19 protein-coding genes and 1 pseudogene are annotated in these 21,861 nt (G+C 71.7%); 4 read left to right on the top strand and 16 right to left on the bottom strand.

Features of this window, described 5'->3' with window-relative positions; all coding sequences use genetic code 11:
- Window positions 1-51: 51 nt before the first annotated feature.
- The 12 genes and pseudogenes from era to C3V38_RS11580 form a co-directional block, all read right to left on the bottom strand.
- Window positions 52-960 carry a GTPase Era gene (gene era / locus C3V38_RS11635; protein WP_061229648.1) on the bottom strand — a complete coding sequence of 303 codons (909 nt, stop codon included), beginning with the start codon at window positions 958-960 and terminating at the stop codon, window positions 52-54.
- Complete coding sequence (locus C3V38_RS11630; RefSeq protein ID WP_061229649.1) at window positions 957-2,282, bottom strand: hemolysin family protein; 1,326 nt, start codon at window positions 2,280-2,282, stop codon at window positions 957-959. Before C3V38_RS11630 ends, era begins: the two co-directional genes overlap by 4 nt.
- Before the next feature lie 3 nt (window positions 2,283-2,285).
- Window positions 2,286-2,768: an rRNA maturation RNase YbeY gene (gene ybeY / locus C3V38_RS11625; protein ID WP_061229650.1), complete on the bottom strand. Its 483-nt coding sequence runs from the start codon at window positions 2,766-2,768 to the stop codon at window positions 2,286-2,288.
- On the bottom strand, window positions 2,765-3,856 hold the full coding sequence (locus C3V38_RS11620; protein WP_061229651.1) for a PhoH family protein: 1,092 nt from the start codon (window positions 3,854-3,856) through the stop codon (window positions 2,765-2,767). Before C3V38_RS11620 ends, ybeY begins: the two co-directional genes overlap by 4 nt.
- Window positions 3,853-4,650, bottom strand: a complete 798-nt coding sequence (locus tag C3V38_RS11615) for a 16S rRNA (uracil(1498)-N(3))-methyltransferase (protein WP_106385819.1) — start codon at window positions 4,648-4,650, stop codon at window positions 3,853-3,855. Before C3V38_RS11615 ends, C3V38_RS11620 begins: the two co-directional genes overlap by 4 nt.
- A gap of 45 nt (window positions 4,651-4,695) precedes the next feature.
- On the bottom strand, window positions 4,696-5,859 hold the full coding sequence (gene dnaJ, locus C3V38_RS11610) for a molecular chaperone DnaJ (RefSeq protein WP_061229653.1): 1,164 nt from the start codon (window positions 5,857-5,859) through the stop codon (window positions 4,696-4,698).
- A gap of 53 nt (window positions 5,860-5,912) precedes the next feature.
- A complete protein-coding gene (gene hrcA / locus C3V38_RS11605) occupies window positions 5,913-6,953 on the bottom strand; it encodes a heat-inducible transcriptional repressor HrcA (RefSeq protein WP_061229654.1) in 1,041 nt (346 codons plus the stop codon).
- A 74-nt stretch (window positions 6,954-7,027) separates the two neighbouring features.
- Window positions 7,028-8,239, bottom strand: coding sequence for a radical SAM family heme chaperone HemW (gene hemW, locus C3V38_RS11600; protein WP_244881736.1), 1,212 nt, complete (start codon window positions 8,237-8,239; stop codon window positions 7,028-7,030).
- Between the two features lie 959 nt (window positions 8,240-9,198).
- A pseudogene (locus tag C3V38_RS11595) lies at window positions 9,199-10,578 on the bottom strand (wax ester/triacylglycerol synthase family O-acyltransferase); the annotation flags it as partial.
- A gap of 158 nt (window positions 10,579-10,736) precedes the next feature.
- Window positions 10,737-10,946 carry a hypothetical protein gene (locus C3V38_RS11590; protein WP_007629858.1) on the bottom strand — a complete coding sequence of 70 codons (210 nt, stop codon included), beginning with the start codon at window positions 10,944-10,946 and terminating at the stop codon, window positions 10,737-10,739.
- A 9-nt stretch (window positions 10,947-10,955) separates the two neighbouring features.
- Window positions 10,956-13,064 carry a M3 family metallopeptidase gene (locus C3V38_RS11585; RefSeq protein WP_061228507.1) on the bottom strand — a complete coding sequence of 703 codons (2,109 nt, stop codon included), beginning with the start codon at window positions 13,062-13,064 and terminating at the stop codon, window positions 10,956-10,958.
- A gap of 95 nt (window positions 13,065-13,159) precedes the next feature.
- Window positions 13,160-13,981: a TSUP family transporter gene (locus C3V38_RS11580; RefSeq protein ID WP_061228506.1), complete on the bottom strand. Its 822-nt coding sequence runs from the start codon at window positions 13,979-13,981 to the stop codon at window positions 13,160-13,162.
- 26 nt (window positions 13,982-14,007) lie between these two features.
- On the opposite strand from C3V38_RS11580, the gene C3V38_RS11575 reads away from it, so the two are divergent.
- On the top strand, window positions 14,008-14,520 hold the full coding sequence (locus C3V38_RS11575) for a CGNR zinc finger domain-containing protein (RefSeq protein WP_061228505.1): 513 nt from the start codon (window positions 14,008-14,010) through the stop codon (window positions 14,518-14,520).
- A gap of 19 nt (window positions 14,521-14,539) precedes the next feature.
- Here C3V38_RS11575 and lepA read toward each other — a convergent pair whose 3' ends face one another.
- Both lepA and C3V38_RS11565 read right to left on the bottom strand, forming a co-directional pair.
- A complete protein-coding gene (gene lepA / locus C3V38_RS11570) occupies window positions 14,540-16,399 on the bottom strand; it encodes a translation elongation factor 4 (RefSeq protein ID WP_106385818.1) in 1,860 nt (619 codons plus the stop codon).
- A 59-nt stretch (window positions 16,400-16,458) separates the two neighbouring features.
- Complete coding sequence (locus C3V38_RS11565) at window positions 16,459-17,181, bottom strand: EthD domain-containing protein (RefSeq protein WP_106385817.1); 723 nt, start codon at window positions 17,179-17,181, stop codon at window positions 16,459-16,461.
- A gap of 32 nt (window positions 17,182-17,213) precedes the next feature.
- Between C3V38_RS11565 and C3V38_RS11560 the strand changes: the two genes are divergently transcribed.
- Together C3V38_RS11560 and rpsT are read left to right on the top strand one after the other, a co-directional pair.
- On the top strand, window positions 17,214-17,762 hold the full coding sequence (locus C3V38_RS11560) for a type II toxin-antitoxin system PemK/MazF family toxin (protein ID WP_165001106.1): 549 nt from the start codon (window positions 17,214-17,216) through the stop codon (window positions 17,760-17,762).
- A gap of 495 nt (window positions 17,763-18,257) precedes the next feature.
- The gene (gene rpsT, locus C3V38_RS11555; RefSeq protein WP_007629872.1) at window positions 18,258-18,518 is read left to right on the top strand and encodes a 30S ribosomal protein S20; all 261 of its coding nucleotides are present in this window, start codon (window positions 18,258-18,260) and stop codon (window positions 18,516-18,518) included.
- 203 nt (window positions 18,519-18,721) lie between these two features.
- Here rpsT and holA read toward each other — a convergent pair whose 3' ends face one another.
- Entirely contained in the window at window positions 18,722-19,696 is a 975-nt protein-coding gene (gene holA / locus C3V38_RS11550) for a DNA polymerase III subunit delta (RefSeq protein WP_061228501.1), read from the bottom strand.
- Window positions 19,697-19,873: 177 nt separating this feature from the next.
- Between holA and C3V38_RS11545 the strand changes: the two genes are divergently transcribed.
- Window positions 19,874-20,797 carry an SDR family oxidoreductase gene (locus C3V38_RS11545; protein ID WP_106385815.1) on the top strand — a complete coding sequence of 308 codons (924 nt, stop codon included), beginning with the start codon at window positions 19,874-19,876 and terminating at the stop codon, window positions 20,795-20,797.
- 46 nt (window positions 20,798-20,843) lie between these two features.
- Here C3V38_RS11545 and C3V38_RS11540 read toward each other — a convergent pair whose 3' ends face one another.
- Window positions 20,844-21,773 carry an SDR family oxidoreductase gene (locus C3V38_RS11540; RefSeq protein ID WP_106385814.1) on the bottom strand — a complete coding sequence of 310 codons (930 nt, stop codon included), beginning with the start codon at window positions 21,771-21,773 and terminating at the stop codon, window positions 20,844-20,846.
- Between the last annotated feature and the right edge of the window lie 88 nt (window positions 21,774-21,861).

Raw genomic sequence — 21,861 nt, 5'->3', positions numbered from 1 at the left:
CACGGGCGACGCGCGTCGCACGGTGCGGGTGCCCATTGTCCCATTGGCGGGCTAGAAGCCGAGACGCCCCAGCATCTTGGGATCGCGCTGCCACTCCTTGAGGACTTTGACGTGCAGGTCGAGGTACACCTTGGTGCCGAGCAGCGCCTCGATTCCCGCGCGGGCGCGGGTGCCGACCTCGCGCATGCGGGACCCGCCCTTGCCGAGCACGATCGACTTCTGGCTCTGCCGCTCGACGTAGACGGTGGCGTGGACGTCCACCATGTCATCGCGGCCCTCGTGCGGCAGGACCTCCTCGATGGTCACCGCGATCGAGTGCGGCAGCTCGTCGCGCACGCCCTCGAGGGCTGCCTCGCGGATGAGCTCGGCCATGCGGGTCTCGTCGGACTCCTCGGTCACCACGTCGTCCGGGTAGAACTGCGGACCCTCGGGCAGCAGCGAGGCGATGACGTCCGCCACCACGTCGACCTGCTCGCCGGACGCGGCCGAGACCGGCACGACCTCCGAGTCCGGACCGAGGAGTTTCGAGACGGCGACGAGTTGCTCCATGACCTTCTGCTTGGAGACGGTGTCGATCTTGGTCACCAGCCCGAGGAGCGGCGTGGTCGGGCACAGCTTGCGGACCTGCTCGAGGATCCAGCGGTCGCCGGGGCCGATCCGCTCGCCAGCGGGGATGCACAGGCCGATGAGATCGACATCGGAGTAGGTGTCCTCGACCAGTGCGTTGAGCCGCTCCCCGAGCAGGGTGCGCGGGCGGTGCAGGCCGGGGGTGTCGACGAGGATGATCTGCGCGTCGGGCCGGTGGACGATCCCGCGGATGGCGTGCCGGGTGGTCTGTGGCTTGGCGGAGGTGATGGCGATCTTCTCCCCCACCAACGCGTTGGTCAGCGTGGACTTGCCCGTGTTGGGTCGGCCCACGAAGCTGACGAACCCACTGCGGTAGTTCTCGGGAGTGCTCATCGGTTGTCCTCGCGCCGGGGGTGGTCGTCGGTGTCGTCGTCATCGGTCTCGGTGGGTGTGGCCACCACGGTGACCACCTTCACCCGCCCGCGTCGGTCGTGGCCGCCCTCGGCCCGCAGGTCGAGGCCGCTGGTGACGATGCGCGCCCCGGGCAGGGGAACGCGGCCGAGTTCGAGGGCGAGCAGCCCGCCGACGGTCTCGACCTCCTCGGACACCTCGTCCGGGAACTCGATGTCGAACAGGTCCGCCACCTCGTCCAGACCGAGCCGGGCGGACAGCCGATAGCGGCCGTCGCCCAGGTCCTCGACGGGCGGGACCTCGGTGGTGTCGTATTCGTCGACGATCTCGCCGACGATCTCCTCGAGGATGTCCTCGATCGACACCAGACCGGCGGTGCCGCCGTACTCGTCGACGAGGATCGCCAGGTGGTTGTGGTCGCGCTGCATCTCGGCGAGCAGGTCGTCGATCCGCTTGGCGTCGGGCACGAACACGGCCGGGCGCATCACCTCGGCGACGGGGGCGGCGCGCCCGTCGGGATCGTCGAGGCGGGCCACGATGTCGCGGAGGTAGACCACGCCCACCACGTTGTCGGAGTTGTCGCCGTCGACCACGGGGATGCGGGAGTAGCCGGACTTGACGGTGAGCCGCGCGGCCTGGCCGACGGTCTTGTCGGACTCGATCCACACCATCTCGGTGCGGGGGGTCATGACCTCGCGGGCGGTCGTGTCACCCAGTTCGAAGACCGACTGGATCATGCGGGACTCGTCGTCGGCCACGACGCCGCGCTCGCGGGCCATGTCGACGATCTCGAGCAGCTCGATCTCCGAGGCGAAGGGCCCGTTGCGGAAGCCGCCGCCGGGGGTGACGGCGTTGCCGAGGCCGACCAGCAGGGTCGCGACGGGGCCCAGGACGACCCCGGTCACGGTCAGCGGCGTCGACGCGCCCAGGGCGAGCGTGTAGGCGTGCTGGCGGCCGAGGGTGCGGGGCCCGACCCCGGCGACGATGTACGCGGCGACGGTGGTGACGACGACCGCGGTGACCAGGGCCCAGGCGCGGGAGTCGATGAGCTCGTCGAACACCACGGTGAACAGCACGGCGGCGCCGATGAGGCTGAGCATGTGCAGCAGGACGGCGACGTTGATGTACCGCGGGCGGGCGTCGAGCATCCTGGCCAGACGGACGGCGCCGTAGCGGTTGTCCTTGGCCATCTCCTCGACGCGCGCCACGGAGACCGTGCTCAGGGCGGCGTCGAGGGCGGCGAACAGGCCGGCGACGGGGATGAGCACCACGGCTGCGATGGCCGTGTAGATGGTGGCGTCCACGACTCAGGCGTCCACTCTCGGGGACTCGTCGCGGTGGTCGTACCACTCGCCCAACAGCTCGTTCTGCAGGCCGAACATCTCGCGCTCCTCGGCGGGCTCGGCGTGGTCATAGCCCAGCAGGTGCAGGCACCCGTGGACCGTGAGCAGGGCGAGTTCGTGCGCGAGCGGGTGGCCGGAGCTGGCGGCCTGGTCGGCGGCGAACGCCGGGCACAGGACGATGTCGCCGAGCATGGCGGGGCCGGGCTCGGCCAGGTCGGGGCGGCCGCCGGGGGTGAGCTCGTCCATGGGGAAGCTCATCACGTCGGTGGGGCCGGGCAGGTTCATCCACGTGACGTGGAGGTCGGCCATGGTGTCCTTGTCGACGAGCGTGATCGACAGTTCGGCGGCCGGGTGCACGTCCATCCGGGCGATTACGAACGCGGCCACGTCGATGAGCTCGGCCTCGTCGACCTCCACGCCCGACTCGTTGGCGACCTCGATACTCATCGTCGGCGCTGCTCCCTGTTCCTGTGTCCGGTGGTGGGTCGGTCGCCCCGTTCGAGGCGGGCTTCGTGCTTGGCGTAGGCGTCGACGATCCGGCCGACGAGGGCGTGCCGGATCACGTCGCGGGACGTGAGCTCGGAGAAGTGGATGTCGTCGACGCCGGAGAGGATGTCGCGCACGACCTTGAGGCCGGAGCGCTGCCCGCCGGGCAGGTCGATCTGGGTGATGTCGCCGGTGACGACGATCTTGGAGCCGAAGCCCAGGCGGGTGAGGAACATCTTCATCTGCTCGGGCGTGGTGTTCTGCGCCTCGTCGAGGATGATGAACGAGTCGTTGAGCGTGCGGCCGCGCATGTACGCCAGCGGCGCCACCTCGATCACCCCGGCCGCCATGAGCTTGGGGATCGCCTCGGGGTCCATCATGTCGTGCAGCGAGTCGTACAGCGGCCGCAGGTACGGGTCGATCTTCTCGTGCAGGGTGCCGGGCAGGTAGCCCAACCGCTCTCCCGCCTCGACCGCGGGCCGGGTGAGGATGATGCGGCTGACCTCCTTGGCGCGTAGCGCGGCGACGGCCTTGGCCATGGCGAGGTAGGTCTTGCCGGTACCGGCGGGTCCGAGGCCGAACACGATGGTGTGGTCGTCGATCGCGTCGACGTAGCGCTTCTGCCCCAGCGTCTTGGGCCGGATCATGCCGCCGCGGCGGGACAGCACGTCGGTGCCGAGGACCTCCTCGGGCGTGAGCGGTCCGGAGTCGGCGAGGATCTCGACCGAGCGCCGCACGGACGCCGGGGTGATCTCCACTCCCCTGCGCGCCTGCCGCAGCAGGTCGGACACGACGCGGGAGGCGCGGTCGACGTCGGGCGGCTCGCCGGAGATGGTCATGGTGCCGCCGCGTACGTGCAGGTCGGCGGCGAGCAGGTCCTCGAGGGCGCGGAGGTTGGCGTCGGCGGCGCCGAGCACCGCCATCGCCAGGTCGGGATCGAGTTGGACCGCCGTGCGGGCGGGGGTGTCGCCGGGGTCGCGCCGGTCGCCGTCGGTGGGGGCGCCGGGGTCGGGGACTGCGTCGTTTCCTGGGGTGCTTACGTGGATCACTTCCCGTGTCGTGGTGCGGTTGGGTCGAGTGTAGACCGCGCGGCCGCCCATCTCGGGGTGAGAACGCCGAGTGCGGCCAACGCCACCGTCGCGGCGGTGGAGGTCCGGAGGACCTCGGGGCCCAGGACGACCGGGCGGGCGCCGGCGGCGGAGAGGGCGTCGAGTTCGGCGTCGGAGACCCCGCCCTCGGGGCCGACGACGACGAGGACCCGCTCCCCCGTCGGTCCCGCGGTCACCGCGTCCGCGAACCCGGCGGCGCCCTCCTCGTGCAGGACGAGTGCGCTGGCCCCGCCCTCGACCTCGGCGGCGACGAGAGCGGCGAGCGCGGTGGAGTCGACGAGGTCGCCGATCTCCGGCTCCCAGGCCCGGCGGGACTGTTTGGCGGCGGCCCGGGCGGCGTTAGTCCACTTGGTGCGACCCTTGTCCACCTTGGGGCCGGTCCACCGGCTCACGCAGCGGTCCGCCTGCCACGGCACGATCCGGTCGGCGCCGGCCTCGGTGGCGAGTTCGACGGCCAGTTCCGACCGCTCGGACTTGGGCAGGGCCTGGACGACGGTGACCTCGGGGGTCGGGCGTGGCACGTCGACCCGGGTGACGACCCCGGCCTCGACGCGGCCGGAGCTCGTCGTCGTCACCACACAGTCCCCCACCGCGCCCCGGCCGTCACCGACCCGGATCGCCTCCCCCGGCCGGACCCGCAGCGCCGATCCGGCGTGCCGGCCCTCGGGGCCGTCGAGCACGACCGTCTCGCCGACTGCGGGGACGGTGTCGGCGCGGAACAGGGAGGGGGTCACGGGCGGCTCGGTATCCGAGGTTCTCGGGTGTCGTGTCTCGGCGGCTCAGTGCCCGGCGACGGCGTCGCGCAGGCGGGAGAACAGGCCACCGCGGCGGGCGGTGTCCTCGTTGACGACCTCGGCCGAGTCACCATCGAGGCGGCGCAGCTGCTCCACGAGGTCGCGGCGCTTGCGGTCCAGCCTCTCCGGGATGACGACCTCCATGTGAACCGTCAGGTCACCCGCGCCACCACCGCGGACGCGGGGCATGCCGCGCCCGGTGAGGGTGACGGTGTGGCCGGGCTGCGTGCCGGCCGGGATCTCGATCTGCAGGGGTTCGCCCACCACCGTCTCGAGCTCGACCTCGCCGCCGAGGATCGCGTCGACCACCGGCACGCGGACGGTGCAGTGCAGGTCCTCGCCGTCGCGGACGAACACCGGGTGGGTGCGCTCGTTGACCTCGATGTAGAGGTCGCCGGCCGGCCCGCCGCCGGGGCCGACCTCGCCTTGCCCCGCCAGGCGGATGCGCATGCCGCCGCCGACGCCGGCGGGGATCTTGGCCGAGACGGTGCGGCGCTTGCGGACGCGGCCCTGGCCGGTGCACTCACCACACGGGTCGGTGATGATCTCGCCCGTACCCGCGCAGGTCGGGCAGGGACGGCTGGTCATGATGTTGCCCAGGAGCGAGCGCTGGACGGACTGGATCTCACCCTGGCCCTGGCACATCCCGCAGGTGGCCGGCGGCTTGTCGCTGGCCGAGCCCTTGCCGTGGCACGTCTCGCACAGCACGGCGGTGTCGACCTGGATCTCCTTGGTGACGCCGGTGGCGCACTCGTCCAGGCCGAGGGTGACGCGGATGAGTGCGTCCGAACCGGGCTGGACGCGGCTGCGGGGGCCGCGTCCACCGCCGCCTCCGGCCCCGCCGCCGAAGAAGGCCTCGAAGACGTCGCCGAGTCCGCCGCTGCCGAAGCCCCCGCCGAAACCGCCGCCGTAGCCACCGCCACCGCCGGACGAGTCGAGCGGGTCGCCGCCCATGTCGACGATGCGGCGCTTCTCCGGGTCGGTGAGGACCTCGTAGATCGCGGTGATCTCGCTGAACTTCTCACGCGCCTCGTCCGACGGGTTGACGTCGGGGTGGAGCTCGCGGGCGAGCTTGCGGTAGGCGCGCTTGATCTCGGACTCCGAGGCGCCCCTATCGACCCCGAGGGTCCCGTAGTAGTCGCGTGACACGTGTGGCCTTTCGTCGTGAGGAAGATCTGATCGCAGCGGGAAGCGTACGGGCGTCAGCGCCCGGTGAGGAGTTCGCCCACGTAGTGGGCAACAGCGGCGACCGAGGCGATTGTTCCCGGGTAGTCCATCCGAGTGGGCCCGAGCACCCCCATCCCGCCGAACGTCTGCCCCTCCGCGCCGTACTGCGAGGACACCACCGAGGCACCGCGGATCTCGGCGGTCTGGGTCTCCTCGCCGATCTGCACGGTCACCCCGCCGGGGCCGCCCCGGCCCACGGAGTGGGCGGCGGTGAGCAGTCGCAGGATCACCACCTGTTCCTCGAGGGCCTCGAGGACCGAGCGCAGGGAGCCGTCGAAGTCGGCGGCGCTGCGGGTGAGGTTGGCGGTGCCGCCCAGGACGATGCGGTCGTCGGGGTGCTCGACGAGCGTCTCCACCAGCACGGTCACGCAGCGCTCCACGGCGTCGCGGTACTCGGGCCGGGCGCGCTCGCCGGTCGCGGCCAGGGCGTCCGAGGCGTCGGACAGGCGCTTGTCGGCGACGGCCTCGGACAGCAGGCCGCGCAGCTCGGCGAGGTGCTCGTCGGTGAGCGGGGCGGCCAGCTCGACCGTCCGCTGGTCGACGCGGCCGGTGTCGGTGATGAGGACCAGCAGCAGGCGCGTGGGGGTCAGGCTCACCACCTCGAGGTGGCGCACCGTCGAGCGGCCGAGGACCGGGTACTGCACGACGGCGACCTGTCGCGTGAGCTGGGAGAGCAGGCGGGCGGCGCGCCGGAGCACGTCGTCGAGGTCGACCGCGCCCTCGAGGAACGCCCGGATCGCCCGCTTCTCGGCCCGCGAGAGCGGGGTGATCTCCTCGATCGAGTCGACGAAGTGACGGTAGCCCTTCTCCGTGGGCACGCGCCCCGAGCTGGTGTGGGGTTGGACGATGAACCCCTCGGCCTCGAGCACCGCCATGTCGTTGCGGATGGTCGCGCTGGACACGCCCAGCGAGTGGCGGTCGACGAGGGCCTTGGACCCGACCGGTTCGTGGGAGGCGATGTAGTCGGAGACGATCGCGCGCAAGACCTCGGTCCTACGATCGGCCGTACTCGACATACCCGCTCCTCCCCTGTGCCCGTTGTTCTGCCGATTCTATGCCAGTTCCTGCACTGATGGCCCAGTCGACGGCGTCACACGAGCACGTCGCGGACGACGCCGTCGGCGAGCAGACGGCCCGCCTCGGTCAGCGCGTACCCGGGGCCGGCGGGATCGTCGGCCGCCCGGCGGCGCAGCAGCCCGGCCGCCACGCGCTCGTCGGCGCGGGCGCGCTCGTCCACGGTGAAGGCCTCGTCGCCGAGCCCCTCCGCCAGTCGGAGCCCGGTCATGATCCGCTCGATGTGGCGGTCGGAGTCGTCGAGCAGTTCCCCGCCGTCGACGGGGAGTCGACCGGCGTCGCACTCGGCGGCGTAGCGCGCGGGGTGCTTGACGTTCCACCACCGGGCCCCGGCGACGTGGGAGTGGGCACCCGGCCCGACGCCCCACCAGTCGCCGCCGCGCCAGTAGCCCATGTTGTGGCGGCAGTACGCCGAGGAGTCGGTGGCGAAGTTGGAGACCTCGTACCAGTGGAACCCCGCCCGGGCGAGGCGGTCGGCCACCTGCTCGTACCGGTCGGCGAGCACATCGTCGACGGTGCCCGGCATCTCGCCCCGGCGGATCCGGCGGGCCAGGGCGGTGCCGTCCTCGACGATCAGCGAGTAGGCGGAGACATGGTCGACACCGGCGCCGACGACCGCGTCGAGGGTCCGCGCGAGGTCGTCGTCGGTCTCCCCCGGCGTGCCGTAGATGACGTCGAGGTTGACGTGCTCGAACCCCGCCCGCAGCGCCTCGGCGACCGCCTCCTGCGGCCGACCGGGGGTGTGGGTGCGATCGAGGATGCGCAGGACGTGCGCGGCGGTGGACTGCATGCCCAGCGAGATGCGTGTGAACCCGCCCCCGCGCAGGCGCGCGAAGAACTCGGGGGATGTGGACTCGGGGTTGCTCTCCGTGGTGACCTCCGCACCGGGGGCCAGGCCGAAGGCGGCGTCGACACGCGCGAGGAGGCCGACGAGGACGTCCGCGCCGACCAGCGACGGGGTGCCCCCGCCGATGAAGACGGTGTCGACCTTCGGGGCCGCGCCGGCGGAGGACAGCGCCTGCGCGGCCCTCTCGATCTCGATCGCGGCAGCGCGTTCCCAGTCGACGGGTGAGGTCGCCGATCCGAGTTCGCCGGCGGTGTAGGTGTTGAAGTCGCAGTAGCCGCACCGGGTGGAGCAGAACGGCACGTGGAGGTAGATGCCGAAGGGCGCCTCGGGGTCGCGTGCCGGTGGCGTCGCCGCCAGCTCGGCCGGGTCGTGTGGCGCGATCGTCACATCTGACCGGTCTCGGTGTCCGATCCGGTCTCACCTCCTGTCGTGCCCGGGGTGGGCGGCGTCTCGATCGGCGGGGTCGTCGTCACCGAGAGCTCGTCGTCGTCAAGGACTGTAACCGCAGGCGCGCCGTACGTCGGTGTCCGGGAGGCGTCGTCGGGGGTGCCCGGCCCCGCGGGGGCGTCCGGCACGGCGGTCGGCCGATCGGGGCCGGCGTCGCCGTCGGGCGTGGTCGCCGCCGGAGCGCTGTACGTCGGCGCCTCGGGTCCGTCCGAGCCGCCTCGGTCCGCGCCGGTCCCCCCGCCGGCGTCGCCGCCCGTGGCCGCGGCCGGCGCCGGCGGGACGGTCGGCGTCGGCACCGCCGGGGTCGGGTCGACGGACTGCGCGTCACCGGCGGGGCCGGCGGCCGCGGGCGCGCTGTAGGTCGGCGCCTGCGCGGCGTCGTCCGGGGTGCCCGGGCCCGCGGGGGCGTTCGGCACGGCGGTCGGCCGAGCGGGTCCGGCGTCGCCGTCGGGCGTCGTCACCGCCGGAGCGCTGTACGTCGGCGCGGCGGGCGCGTCCGCGCGGTCAGCCGGCCGCGGTGCGGACCCGGTCGGCTTGGAGCCGGTGGGCTTGTTCTGTCGCTTCGCGGCCGCACTCTGCTTCGTGGCGGCCTTCTTCTTGGCGGCCTTTTTCGCCGGGGCCTTCGCGGCGGGGGTCTTCTCCGCGCCTGCCTTCTTCGCCGGTGCCTTCTTCGCCGGTGCCTTCTTCGCAGAAGCCTTCTTCGCGGGAGCCTTCCTCGCCGGCGTCTTCACGGCGGCCGCTTTCTTCGCGGGTGTCTTCCTCGCCGGCGCGGGGCGCTCCGCCACCTCGGTCGACTGCTCGTCGAGGGTGGCCACCGCGGTGGAGGTGCCCTCCCGTACGGCGACCTCGGCCCCGGCCGGGCCCGCCGGATCGCCACCGCCGTCGCGCTCGTCCGCCGCGGCGACGAACTCCGCCAGCGCGTCCTCGACCGCGTCCGCGAGCGGCCACGGATCCGGCACGAGGTCCTTGCACCCGATGAACCCGAAGTGGAGGCGTCCGTCCAGCGACATCACAGTGCAGTTCAGGCCGGCGCCGTGGAACACCGGGCCCATAGGCATCATCTTCTCGATCTTCGCGCCCAGGAAGTACAGCGGGAAATTGGGGCCGGGCACGTTCGAGACCACCAGGTTGTGCACGACCGGGTGACGCTCGGAGAGTCGTAGCCGCGAGTACATACGCACCGCGGACCCGAACACCGACGGCGCGGCGAACTGCGCCCAGTCCGTGAGCAGGTTGGCGTCCAGGGCATCGGTGTGGTCCTTGGCCACGGTGTTCGCGTCGCGGATCGCCTCGAGCCTCCCGACAGGGTCGTCGATATCCGTGGCCAGGGACATGAACATCCCCGACACCCGGTTGGTGCCGGGCCGGGACTCCGCGGCGTGCACGGACATCGGCACCATCGCGATGAGCGGCTTGCGCGGCAGGGCGTCCAGATCGTCGAGGTACTTGCGCAGGGCGGTGGAGCACACGGCCAGCACCACGTCGTTGACCGTCGTGCCGAAGGCGTTCTTCACGCGCTTGACGTCCTCGAGGTCCACGCTGGCGAAGGAGATGGACCGGTGACCGGTGATGGTGCGGTTGAACGGGGTGCGCGGAGCCGTGAACGGCGCGGGCATGGCCAACCCCTTGCGGGCGCGATTGATCCACGACGGCAACACGCCGAGCGTGCCCGGCAGCAACGAGGCGAGCCGCCACGGCGTGGCCAGGCGCGACAGCGCCCCGCCGACGGCGAGCTCCAGCGCTCCGGAGCCACCGGCGCTCTGGCCGACCAGCTCCTCGTCGAGGTCCGGGTCCTCGGGCGTCAACGTACACAGCTGCGAGAGCATGTTGGCTCCCGTGACGCCGTCCACGGTGGAGTGGTGCATCTTCGCGAACACGGCGACCCGACCGTCCCGCAGGCCCTCGATGACGTACATCTGCCACAGCGGCATCGACCGGTCGATCGGCTGGCCGGCGAGGTGGGCGCACAGCTCCGCGAGTTCGTGATCCGCGCCGGGGCCGGGGATACCGACGCGGTGCAGGTGGTGGTCGATATCGAAGTCCTCGTCCTCCACCCAGACCGGATGGTCCACGTTGAGCAGCGAGTCGTGCAGCTTACGGCGGAACGGGGGCATCGCGGTGATCCGGCGGGAGAGTTCGTCCCGCAGGGCCCCGAACGAGTACCCGTCCGGCATCTCGGAGACATCCAGCACGATGAGCCCGCACACGTGCAGGAGCTGGGATCTGGTCTCGAAGTAGAGAAAGCTGGCGTCGAGCCCACTCAAGCGCTGCATGGAGGGAGTGTACGTCCGGGTTTCGGCCCACGGGTCGCGTTGCGAACGGTTCCGTGCAGCGAATGTGAACGGGGTCTACAGGACCTCGACGAGGACCCATGCGATCACGACGAACGCGATCAGCAGGACGAGGGCGAGTGTCACACGCGACCGGGGCATCAGCGGACCTCCTTCCCGGTCTCGGCGGTCCGCGGCGCGACGAGCGCGCGGAACCTCTGGACGAGCAGATCCGCGATCCACTCCACCGCCACGGCGACGAGGAGGAACAGCGGGACCCCCATCGCGAGCATGATCGCGACCTGCAGGGGGAACGGCAGGGTGGCGAGCCAGAGCTCGGCCCTGTCCCAGAACTGCAGGAGCGCGGTCACGCAGGGATCCTACGGCCGCCCGGTGGCGGCGGCGCGGCGACCTCCCACCACCGAGGAGTCGAGCCCGCGTCGGCGAAGCAGGGCCGCCGTGTTCGGCTCGGACCCGCGCATCCGCCGGTAGGCGTCGAGGAAATCGATCGCGCCGCCCCGCGAGAGGACCTCGCGCCGCATCCGGTCCCCCGAGTCCCGCTTCAGACCACCGCGCTCCACGAACCACTCGGCGGCGTCGGCGTCGAGCACCTCGGCCCAGAAGTACGAGTAGTAGGCGGCCGAGTACCCGCCGGCGAAGATGTGCTGGAAGTACCGCGACCGGTACCGCGGCTCGATGCCCGGTACGTCGAGGCCGGCATCGGCCAGCACACGGGCCTCGAACTCGTCGACGTCGGTGACGGCCTCCGCCTCCTTCGGGGTGAGCGAGTGCCACTCGAGGTCGATCAGGGCGGCGGCGAGGTACTCCACGGTGGCCTGGCCTTCGCCGAAGCGCTCGGCCTCCCGCATCCGCTCCACCAGTTCTTCACCGATCGGCTCCCCCGTCTCGACGTGCCGCGCGTAGCGGGCGAGCATCTCCGGCCGGCGCGCCCACATCTCGTTGACCTGGGACGGGAACTCGACGAAGTCGCGCGGGACCGAGGTGCCCGAGAACACCGGGTACTCCACGTCCGACAACAGTCCGTGCAGGGCGTGACCGAACTCGTGGAACATCGTCGTGACCTCGTCCATGGTGAGCAGCGTGGGCTGCCCCGCCGCGGGACGGGCGAGGTTCATGACGTTGACGACCACCGGGCGGGAGTCCAGGAGCCGGGACTGGTCCCGGAACGAACTCATCCACGCCCCGCCGCGCTTGGTCGGACGGGCGTAGTAGTCCAACAACAGCAGGCCGACGCCGGCATCCCGCTGCGAGCGCTCGTCGTCGAACACCTCGATTACGCGGACATCGGGCAGGTATCCGGCGAGATCGGTGCGCTCGGCGAAGCGCAGGCCGTACAACTCCGACGCAGCGTGCATCACCCCGTCGTGCAGCACCCGCTCGAGCTCGAAGTACGGACGGACGGTCGCGTCGTCCACCCGGAACCTCTCGGCCCGCAGCCGCTCGGACTCCCACGCCCAGTCGGCGGGGTGCAGTTCGCGCTCCTCGCCACCGAGCAGGTCCTTGGCCTCGTTGCGGGCGTTGGTCACCGCGGCGTCGACCACGTCGAGCAGCAGACCACGGGCCGCCTCGGGTGTCCCGGCCGTCTCCACGGCGAGGACGTGTTCGGCGTGGGACCCCAGCCCGAGCAGGCGGGCGCGCTCGGCGCGCAGGCGCACGATCTCCAGCACGATCGGGGTGTTGTCGTGACCCGGGGTCGCGCCCCGGCCCAGCGAGGCCTCCGACACGCGGCGGCGCAGGCCCGCGTCGTCGAGCCAGGCGGTGATCGGCTGGACCGTCGGCAGCCCCAGCGGGATCAGCCAGCCGTCCCGGCCCGCGTCGGCGGCGGTCGCGGCGAGCGTGGCACGCATCGACTCCGGCAGCCCGGCGAGTTCTGCCTCGTCGGTGACGGGGACGGCCAGTTCCGTGGTGGAGGCCAGCAGGTTCTCGCCGAACTCCGTGGTGAGCTCCGCGAGACGGGTGTCGATCGCGGTGAGGCGGGCCCGGCCCGCGTCGTCGAGCGCCGCACCCGCACGGAGCAGGTCCCGGTGGTGCCGGCGGACGAGCCGCGCGGTCTCGTCGTCGAGGTCCAGCTCGCCGGCCTCCAGCGCGGAGTGGACCGCGTCGACGCGCGCGAACAGGCCGGGGTCCGTCATCACGGCCGAGCGGTGCGCGGCCAGCAGCGGCGAGACGACCCGTTCCACGGCCAGGCGGGCGGGCGTGGCGTCCGGGCCGAGCAGTCCGTAGAAGACCGACAGGACCCGGTCCAGAGCACGGCCCGAGCGCTCGAGCGCGACCACGGTGTTGTCGGCCGTCGGCGGCTCCGGGTTGCCCACGATCGCGGCGATCTCCGCCGCGTGATCGTCGATCGCGGTGCGGATGGCCGGCTCGAGATCCTCGTCCCGCACCGCCGCGAAGTCGGGCAGTCCGTACGGCAGCGGGGACTCGTCGAGCAGCGGGTGACGCGGGGCCTCGGGGCTCGGAGTGGTCATGAGGGGCAGTCTACGTCCGCTCCCCGACCGTGCCCCCGTCCGCTCACGACCGCCGCGCGGCAACGCACGTCACGTGCACCGCGCGGCAGCGCGGGTCACATCCACTGCGCGGCGGTGTCCCACGCCAGCCTCACGGCCAGGATCGCGATGACCACGAGGAACACGGTTCGGATGAACTCGTTGCCGCGGTTCATGGCCATGCGGGCCCCGAGGAAGCCCCCGGTGAGGTTGGCCAGGGCCATGCAGCCGCCGAGGATCCACAGGACCTCGCCGTGCACACCGAACACGAGGATCGAGGCGAGGTTGGTGGTGAGGTTGGCGATCTTGGCGGCCACGGTGCCCTGGAGGAACCCGAAGCCCAGGAACGCGACGATCGCGATGACGAAGAAGGAACCCGTCCCCGGGCCGAGGATCCCGTCGTAGAAGCCCACCGCCACGCCGATGAGCGCCGAGCGCCACGCGCGGGACCAGCCCGAGTGCCGCTCCTCGTGGACACGCCCCAGGCTCGGCTTGAGCCACGTGTAGGTTCCCACCGCGACCACCGCCACCAGGACGAGCGGGGTGAGCAGCTCCTTGGGGATGAAGCGGGCGACGGACGAGCCCGCCGCTGAGCCCGCGAAGGCGGCCACGACCAGCGGCGCGACCATTGCCACCGGAACCCGGATCCGGCGCAGATAGGTCGCCGTGGCCATGAGCGTCCCGGCCACCGACGAGAGCTTGTTGGTGCCGAGGATCTCCGGGGTGGAGGCGTCGGCGGGGAGACCGATGACCAGCGCCGGCAACTGGATGAGCCCGCCCCCGCCGACCACCGAGTCGACCCAACCCGCGACGAACGCCGCCAGCACCAGGGCCGCGAGGACCCACACCGAGACACCGACGGCGGACGACGAGGCTGCGCTCGCCAGGGAGAAGGGCATGTCGACAACTGTGCTGTAATCGGTTTGTGTATATCAACCCTTACGGAGCCGATCCGGTCACCCTGGCCGCCGACCTGGCCAACCGCCGCCCCCGCACCTCCCGCGAGCTGGTGGATCGCTGCCGCGAAGCGGGCGTGACCATCGATCGGAGCGCCTCCGACGCGGACCTCGGGAACCTGCTGACGTTCCTCGACGACTGGCTCGTCGTCGTCGACACCACCGACCCCCGTGAGCGCGCCACCGCGCTCAACGCCCTGTTGGCCGAGCACGCCGGGCCGCCGCGACTCACCGACCACGACGGACACTGGCACGTCCACTACCGCGCCGACGACGTGAGCTTCGCCCGGGTTCTCACCACCATGTTCTCGGTGGGCACCGCCCTGCACCTCACCTCACGCGGCATCGACCGTCTCGCGCGGTGCGCGGCCGACGACTGCGACGCCGTGTTCGCCGACACCACCCGCAACGGGCGCAAGGCGTACTGCTCGACGCGCTGCACGAACCGGTGCGCGGTCCGCCGCCACCGCGCCCGGGCCTGACGCTGTCCGACGGCCGGCGCTACTTCTTGTCCGCGCTCGAATCCGCCGACAGCGCCGCGACGAAGGCCTCCTGCGGCACGTCCACCCGGCCGATGGACTTCATCCGCTTCTTGCCCTCCTTCTGCTTCTCCAGCAGCTTGCGCTTACGACTGATGTCGCCGCCGTAGCACTTGGACAGCACGTCCTTGCGGATGGCGCGGATGTTCTCGCGCGCGATGATCTTGGACCCGATCGCCGCCTGCACCGGCACCTCGTACTGCTGACGCGGGATGAGCTCCTTGAGCTTGACCGTCATCTTGTTGCCGTACGCCTGCGCGTGGTCGCGGTGCACGATCGCGCTGAACGCGTCCACGGCCTCGCCCTGCAGCAGGATGTCGACCTTGACCAGGTCCGCGATCTGCTCGCCGGCCTCCTCGTAGTCCATCGACGCGTAACCCTTGGTGCGGGACTTGAGGGAGTCGAAGAAGTCGAAGATGATCTCGCCCATCGGCAGCACGTAGCGCAGCTCCACCCGCGTCTCCGACAGGTAGTCCATGCCCTTCATCTCGCCGCGCTTGGACTGGCACAGCTCCATGGTCGTGCCGACGAACTCGCTGGGCACGATGATCGTGCACTTGACGATCGGCTCGTAGACCTCGCGGTTCTTGCCCTCGGGCCAGTACGACGGGTTGGTGACCTGGTGCTCCGAGCCGTCCTCGGCCACGACGCGGTACACGACGTTCGGGGCGGTGGAGATGAGGTCGAGTTTGAACTCGCGCTCGAGGCGGTCGCGCGTGATCTCCATGTGCAGCAGGCCCAGGAAGCCGCAGCGGAAGCCGAAGCCCAGCGCCACCGACGTCTCGGGCTCGTAGTCCAGGGACGCGTCGTTGAGGCGCAGCTTGTCCAGGGCGTCGCGCAGCACCGGGTAGTCCGACCCGTCGATCGGGTACAGGCCCGAGAAGACCATGGGGTTGGGCTCGGCGTAACCGGGCAGCGGCTCGTCCGCGCCGTTCCGGGCGGCGGTGACCGTGTCACCGACCTTGGACTGGCGGACGTCCTTCACGCCGGTGATGAGGTAGCCCACCTCGCCGGGTCCGAGCCCGTCCGTGGCCTTGGGCTCGGGCGAGATGATCCCCACCTCGAGCGCCTCGTAGGTGGTGCCCGTGGACATCATCTTGACCTTCTCGCGCGGCTTGAGGGAGCCGTCGACCACGCGGACGTACGTGACCACACCGCGGTAGGTGTCGTACACCGAGTCGAAGATCATCGCCCGCGGCGGGGCCTCCGGGTCACCGACCGGGGCGGGGATGGTCTCGCACAGCTTGTCCAGCAGCTCCTCGACACCCATGCCGGTCTTGCCGGAGACGCGCAGGACGTCGCCCGGCTCGCAGCCGACGATGTGGGAGATCTCCTCGGCGAAGCGGTCGGGGTCCGCGGCCGGCAGGTCGATCTTGTTGAGCACGGGGATGATCTCGAGGTCGTTCTCCATGGCCAGGTAGAGGTTGGCCAGGGTCTGTGCCTCGATGCCCTGCGCGGCGTCCACCAGGAGGATCGCGCCCTCACAGGCCTCGAGCGCGCGGGAGACCTCGTAGGTGAAGTCCACGTGGCCGGGGGTGTCGATCATGTGCAGGACGATCTCCTCGCCCTCGTGCGCGCCGGAGCGCGGCACCCAGGGCAGGCGGACGTTCTGCGCCTTGATGGTGATGCCGCGCTCGCGCTCGATGTCCATGCGGTCGAGGTACTGGGCGCGCATGAGCCGCTCCTCGACCACGCCGGTGAGCTGCAGCATGCGGTCGGCCAGCGTCGACTTGCCGTGGTCGATGTGCGCGATGATGCAGAAGTTCCTGATCCTGGCCGGATCGGTGAACGTCGTCTCTGCGAAGTTGGGAATCTCGATCACTCCTGGAGGCGGGCCCGGGTGCTGCTGGATTGCGGTCCGTCCGGGCGATCACCCCATTGTCACACGCCCGCAGTCCGAACACCCACCACGTATCGGCCCGTGGGGACGGCGTCCACGGTGCCGTCGTCGAGGAACCGCGCGGTCGACGCGGTCATCGCCCGCATGTTGGCCGTCATACGCTCGTCGTCCCCGCGCGCGTCGAAGAACACGCCCAGGTCCGTCGCCGCCTCGGCGGGGAAGACCTCCTCCACGATCCCGTCGATCCGCGGGGCGTCCGGCGTGAGCGCGCGGACCACCACGTGCTGGGTGTAGGAGGTGGTGGACTGGGTATCGATCGCCACCCGCGTGTGCTCCTCGAGCCACACACGCAGCCACTCCTCACGCCCGATCCGCTCCGGCCGGCGCAGGAACGCGATGTTGGCCATCCCCGCGCAGCGCCCGTCGGGTCCGGGCGCCGGGGCCGGCAGGGGTTCGGACGCGGTGACCGACCACGCCGACACCGGACCGAGCGCCTCCAGCGCCGCGAGGAGTTCGGCACACGCGGTGGCCGAGGCGACCGGCACCCGGGCGCGGACCACCGCGAGCACCGGCAGCTCGGTGACGCGCACGTCGATCATCGCGCCGGCGACCTGTTCGTCGCGCACGTTGATCACGACCTCGTCGACGCCCAGTGCGGCCAGCGGCCCCGTCACGGCCTCCGCGATCCGCCCGCGCAACTCCTGCGCCCCCGCCGGCTCGACCGGCCCCTCCTGTGCCCACACCACGGCCAACAGCATGTCCATGGACCGATCCTATGGCGGTTACCCTGACGGGCATGGCAATCGACTGGGCCCGCGTGGGTCGCACGGCGGTCCGGATGGGCCGTAGATACGGACCGACGGTCGCGCGCGAGGTGCGCAGGCGTCTGGACGACCGGGGTGCCTCCCCCGCCCTCTCGCGTCAGGCCGGCGCGCTGGGCCGGCCGGCCACGACGCGCACCGCGCCCACCTCGAGCCGCGCGCGCACGATCTCCTACACCCCGGACCTGGACGGCCACGCCGATCCCGGCGAGATCGTGTGGACGTGGGTGGAGTTCGAGGAGTACGACGGACGCGGAAAGGACCGGCCGGTCCTGGTGGTGGGGCGCGACGGGGACCGTCTGCTCGGCCTCCAGCTCTCCTCGAGGGACAGAAGGGACGACGACGAGGAGTGGCTCGGACTCGGATCGGGCCCCTGGGACTCCGAGGGCCGGCCGAGCTGGGTACGCCTCGACCGGGTGCTGGACGTCCCCGAGCAGGGCATCAGGCGCGAGGGCGCGATCTGCCCGCGGCAGAAGTTCGACGCCGTCGCCGACCGGCTCCGCGCGGACTACGGCTGGCGCTGACTACGGCTGGCGCGGACGCCGGTAGTCCCGCGCCGCCTCCGCAGCTGGCGCGGACGCCGGTTGTCCCGCGCCGCCTCCGCAGTCGCCCCTCCCAGCCGCCCTCCCCAGCCACGCCACCTATCGGATCCCGCTACGCCTACGGGATCCCTTAGGCGTAGCGGGATCGGATGGGTGGCGTGCGGCGATGAGTCCGTCCGTCATGGATGAGCCTGTCCGTAATGACCTGCCGCGGGCGCGGGCCTCGCGGTCTCCGTGGGCAACCGCCGGGCGCCTGCCGGGCGCCTGCCGGGTGGCCGACTGGGCGGCGTCGCAGTAACGTTGTCGTGCGTCGACGGGGTCGGCCGACGTTTTGGCCGGTGAGAACCCCACTGGTAAAGTGGGCCGTCGGTGTCCACCGGAGCACGTTCCACGTGCCCGCACGGACGAGACGACCAGACATCAGATCGGCGGGATCCCCTCGTGGAGCCGTCGACACACGACATAAAGGTGTGACGAGTGGCCAACATCAAGTCCCAGATCAAGCGGAACCGCACCAACGAGCGCAACCGCCTCCGTAACCAGTCGACCAAGTCGGCTCTGCGTACCGCCATCCGCAGCCTGCGTGAGGCCACCGAGTCCGGTGACAAGGAGAAGGCCGGCGCCCTGCTCGTCGCCACCTCCCGCCAGCTCGACAAGGCCGCCAGCAAGGGTGTCATCCACCAGAACCAGGCCGCCAATAAGAAGTCGGCGCTGACCAAGGCCGTCAACAGCCTCTGAGTCACCCCGGCGCTCCCCCGCCGGGAGCCGCCCAGCCCCGCGTCAGCGTCACCGACGCGTCGAGGCTCCGAGGGCCCACTCCGCACCACGTGCGCGGGGTGGGCCCTCGTCGTGCCCCCGGCTTCGGCGAGCGGGGGCGCCGGGTGTCCGGCCCAGGCGAACGGCCCGGGCGAACGGCCCGGAGCCGGGCCCGATCGGCCCGTCTACAGGGAGGCCAGCGACCCGACCTCGCGCACCGCGCGCTCGAGGGCGTAGTACGGGTTCTCCGCCCGTCCCTTGACCTCGCCGTTGAGACGCGCGACCACCTGCAGCGCACTGCCCAGCGTCTCGATGGACCAGTAGCGCGTCTGGGCGGTGACCTTCTTGACCTTCCACGGCGGCAGGCCCTGCTTCGCCAGCTCCGCCGGCGGCACGCCACGCTGCGTACCCACCAGGGCGATCGAGTTCACCGCATCCGCCAGCGCGTCGGCGAGCACCACCTCCGGCACCCCGGTGTGCAGCGCCCACTCGAGCGCCTCGATCGCGCCGGCCACGTCCCCGGTCACGGCGCGCTCGGCCACCGTGAACCCGCTGACGCCCACCACCCCGGAGTGGTAGCGCCGGACGGCTTCCACGTCCACCTTGCCGCCGGTGTCGGCCACGAGCTGCCCGCACGCCGACGCCAGCTGACGGAGATCGGTCCCCACGGCCTCGACCAGTGCTTCGCACGCCTCGGGGGCCACACGCACGTTCAGGCCCCGGAACTCCGACCGCACGAACCCCACCACGTCCATGTGGCGGGTGAGCTTGCCGGCCGCGTGCTCCTCCGCGCCGGCCTTACGGAGATCCGCCACCAGTGTCTTGGCGCGGCCGCCGCCGGTGTGCTGGACCACCAGGACCGTCTCCGGCGGCAGGTCCCGGGCGGCGTCGAGCACCGCGGCCTGGGCGTCCTTGCCCAGTTCCGCGGCGCCGGTGACGACCACGATCCGCGCCTCGCCGAACAGAGACGGCGAGAGCAACTCGAACAGCTGCGGGGCCGTCACCTCGGGACCACCCAGCCGGGAGACCACCGGCGGGTCCTGCCCGGCCGGCGTGGCCGCGCGGACCGCCGAGACGACGCCCGTGGTGGCGCGCTCGGTGAGGAACTCGTCCTCCCCCAACACCAGGTGCAACACAGCGGGTGCGGACCCCGATGCCATCTGCGCTCCTCGTCGTCGTCCTCGTCGTCGTCGTGCCCCGTCATCGTGCCACGCGCCTCCGACCGGTCGCCCGCTCCCCGGCCCGTGGCTACGTTGGGGCACCGAGGCCGCCCCGACGGGCGACGCCGAGGCGTCGTCCCGGGCGCGCGGATTCACACCCGACCCGGAAGGTAGGACATGAGCCAGAACCAGGACACCCACACCACCCGGACCGACCAGCTGACGTTCCAGAACCCCGTAACGCGGTACCCCGCCATCGAGCCGCCGGTCCAGCACCAGCCCGAGCCGGGCCTGGGCGCCGACCTCGAGCCGCGCGCCGACGTCGGCGAGCACTCCTACCGGGGTACCGGTCGGCTCATTGGCCGCAGGGCCCTCATCACCGGCGGTGATTCCGGGATCGGCGCCGCGGTGGCCATCGCCTTCGCCCGCGAGGGCGCCGACGTGGCCATCCACCACCTGCCCGCCGAGGAGGCCGACGCCCGCGCCGTCGCGGAGATCATCGAGCGCGAGGGACGCACGGTGGCGCTCCTGCCCGGCGACCTCACCGACCGCACGTTCTGCGAGGGCCTCGCCGATACCGCGGCGGAGCAGCTCGGCGGGCTCGACATCCTCGTGAACAACGCCGGCAAGCAGGTCGTGGCCCCGGACCTCGAGGACCTGCCCGACGATCAGCTCACCGACACCTACGGGGTGAACATCATCGGGATGGTCCGCGTGACCAAGGGCGCGCTGCGGCACCTCGAGCCCGGGTCGACGATCATCAACACCACCTCGGTGGTGGCGTACATGCCCGCGCCGAACCTGCTGGACTACTACTCGACCAAGGCGGCGATCAACAACTTCACCAAGGGCCTCGCGCAGCAGCTCGCACCCAAGGGCATCCGCGTCAACGCCGTCGCGTCCGGCCCGATCTGGACGCCTTTACAGGTGTCGGACGGGCAGGAGAAGGAGGACCTGCCGGAGTTCGGGAAGTCCACTCCGCTCGGACGGGCCGGACAGCCCACCGAGCTCGCGCCCGCCTACGTGTTCCTCGCGTCGCCGGAGTCGAGCTACGTGGTCGGCGAGACGCTCGCGGTGACCGGCGGCATGCCGACGCCCTAGCGCGGCCGCGAGGCGCTCCGCGGCGCGGCCTCACGGGGGCGCGGCCTCACGGGCGGCGCTCGCCGTCCTCCATCACCATCCGCTCGCGGGTGTCGCCGTGCACCGCGGTCCCCTCCGCGATCGGCTCGTGGAGGGCGCCCGAGGTGTCCGGGGCGGGCGTGCCCTTGCCGATCTCCGACTCCGAGAGCTTGCCGGAGAACCGCTCGGTGAGCTCCTTGAACAGCCGGTGCGAGGCGTGGGAGCCGCGCGCCTTGGGGCCGACCGGCTGCTCCTGCTGCGGGTCGACGCACGCGTCGACGATCGCGTCGACGACGATGTCCGGGTCGTCCATCGCCGCCAGCCTCGGCGCGTGGCCGGTGTAGTTGCCCACGTGGTCCCACCAGGGCGTGTCGGCCGCCCACGGCAGGATGGTGCCGACCTTGATCGTCTCGTGCAGTCCGGCGAGCCGCAGCTCCTCGTTGAGCGAGCGGCCCAGGCTCGTGATGCCGGCCTTCACCGAGGCGTAGCTGGCCTGGTACGCGAGCGGCACCTCGCCGGCGACCGAGCTGACATTGACCAACACGCCCTCGCCGCGATCGACGAACCGGCGCAGCGCCACGTGGGCGCCGGTCGTCATCCCCTTGAGGTCCACGTCGACGAGCCGCGCGTGGTCGGCGAGCGGGATCTCCCAGAACAGGCCCATGACGCCGACCGCGGCGTTGTTGACCCAGACGTCGATGTGCCCGAACCGGTCCTCGGCGGCCGTCGCGAGCCGCTCGACCGCGTCGGCGTCGCTGACGTCGGTGGGCACCGCCAGCGCGGTGCCGCCGGAGTCGGTGATCTGCGCGACCACCTCGTCGAGGACGTCCGGGCGTCGGGCGGCGACGACGACGTGGGCGCCCAGCTCACCCAGCTTCAGCGCCGTGCCGCGGCCGAATCCGCTCGAGGCGCCCGTCACCACGACCGTCCGTCCTGCCAGGTCTTCCCGCTTGCTCATTCCTGCCTCCTGTAGGTCGGCGAAGTCGGGATCAGTTGTCGCGGTTCATGGTCCACCGCGCGCGCGGGCCGTGCATCCGGTCCGTGTC

It is taken from the genome of Dietzia sp. oral taxon 368 (assembly GCF_002999155.1).
Classification (GTDB): Bacteria; Actinomycetota; Actinomycetes; order Mycobacteriales; family Mycobacteriaceae; genus Dietzia; species Dietzia cinnamea.
The sequence above is the reverse complement of the archived record's forward strand: the minus strand, read 5'-3'. Positions and strand labels throughout refer to the sequence as shown.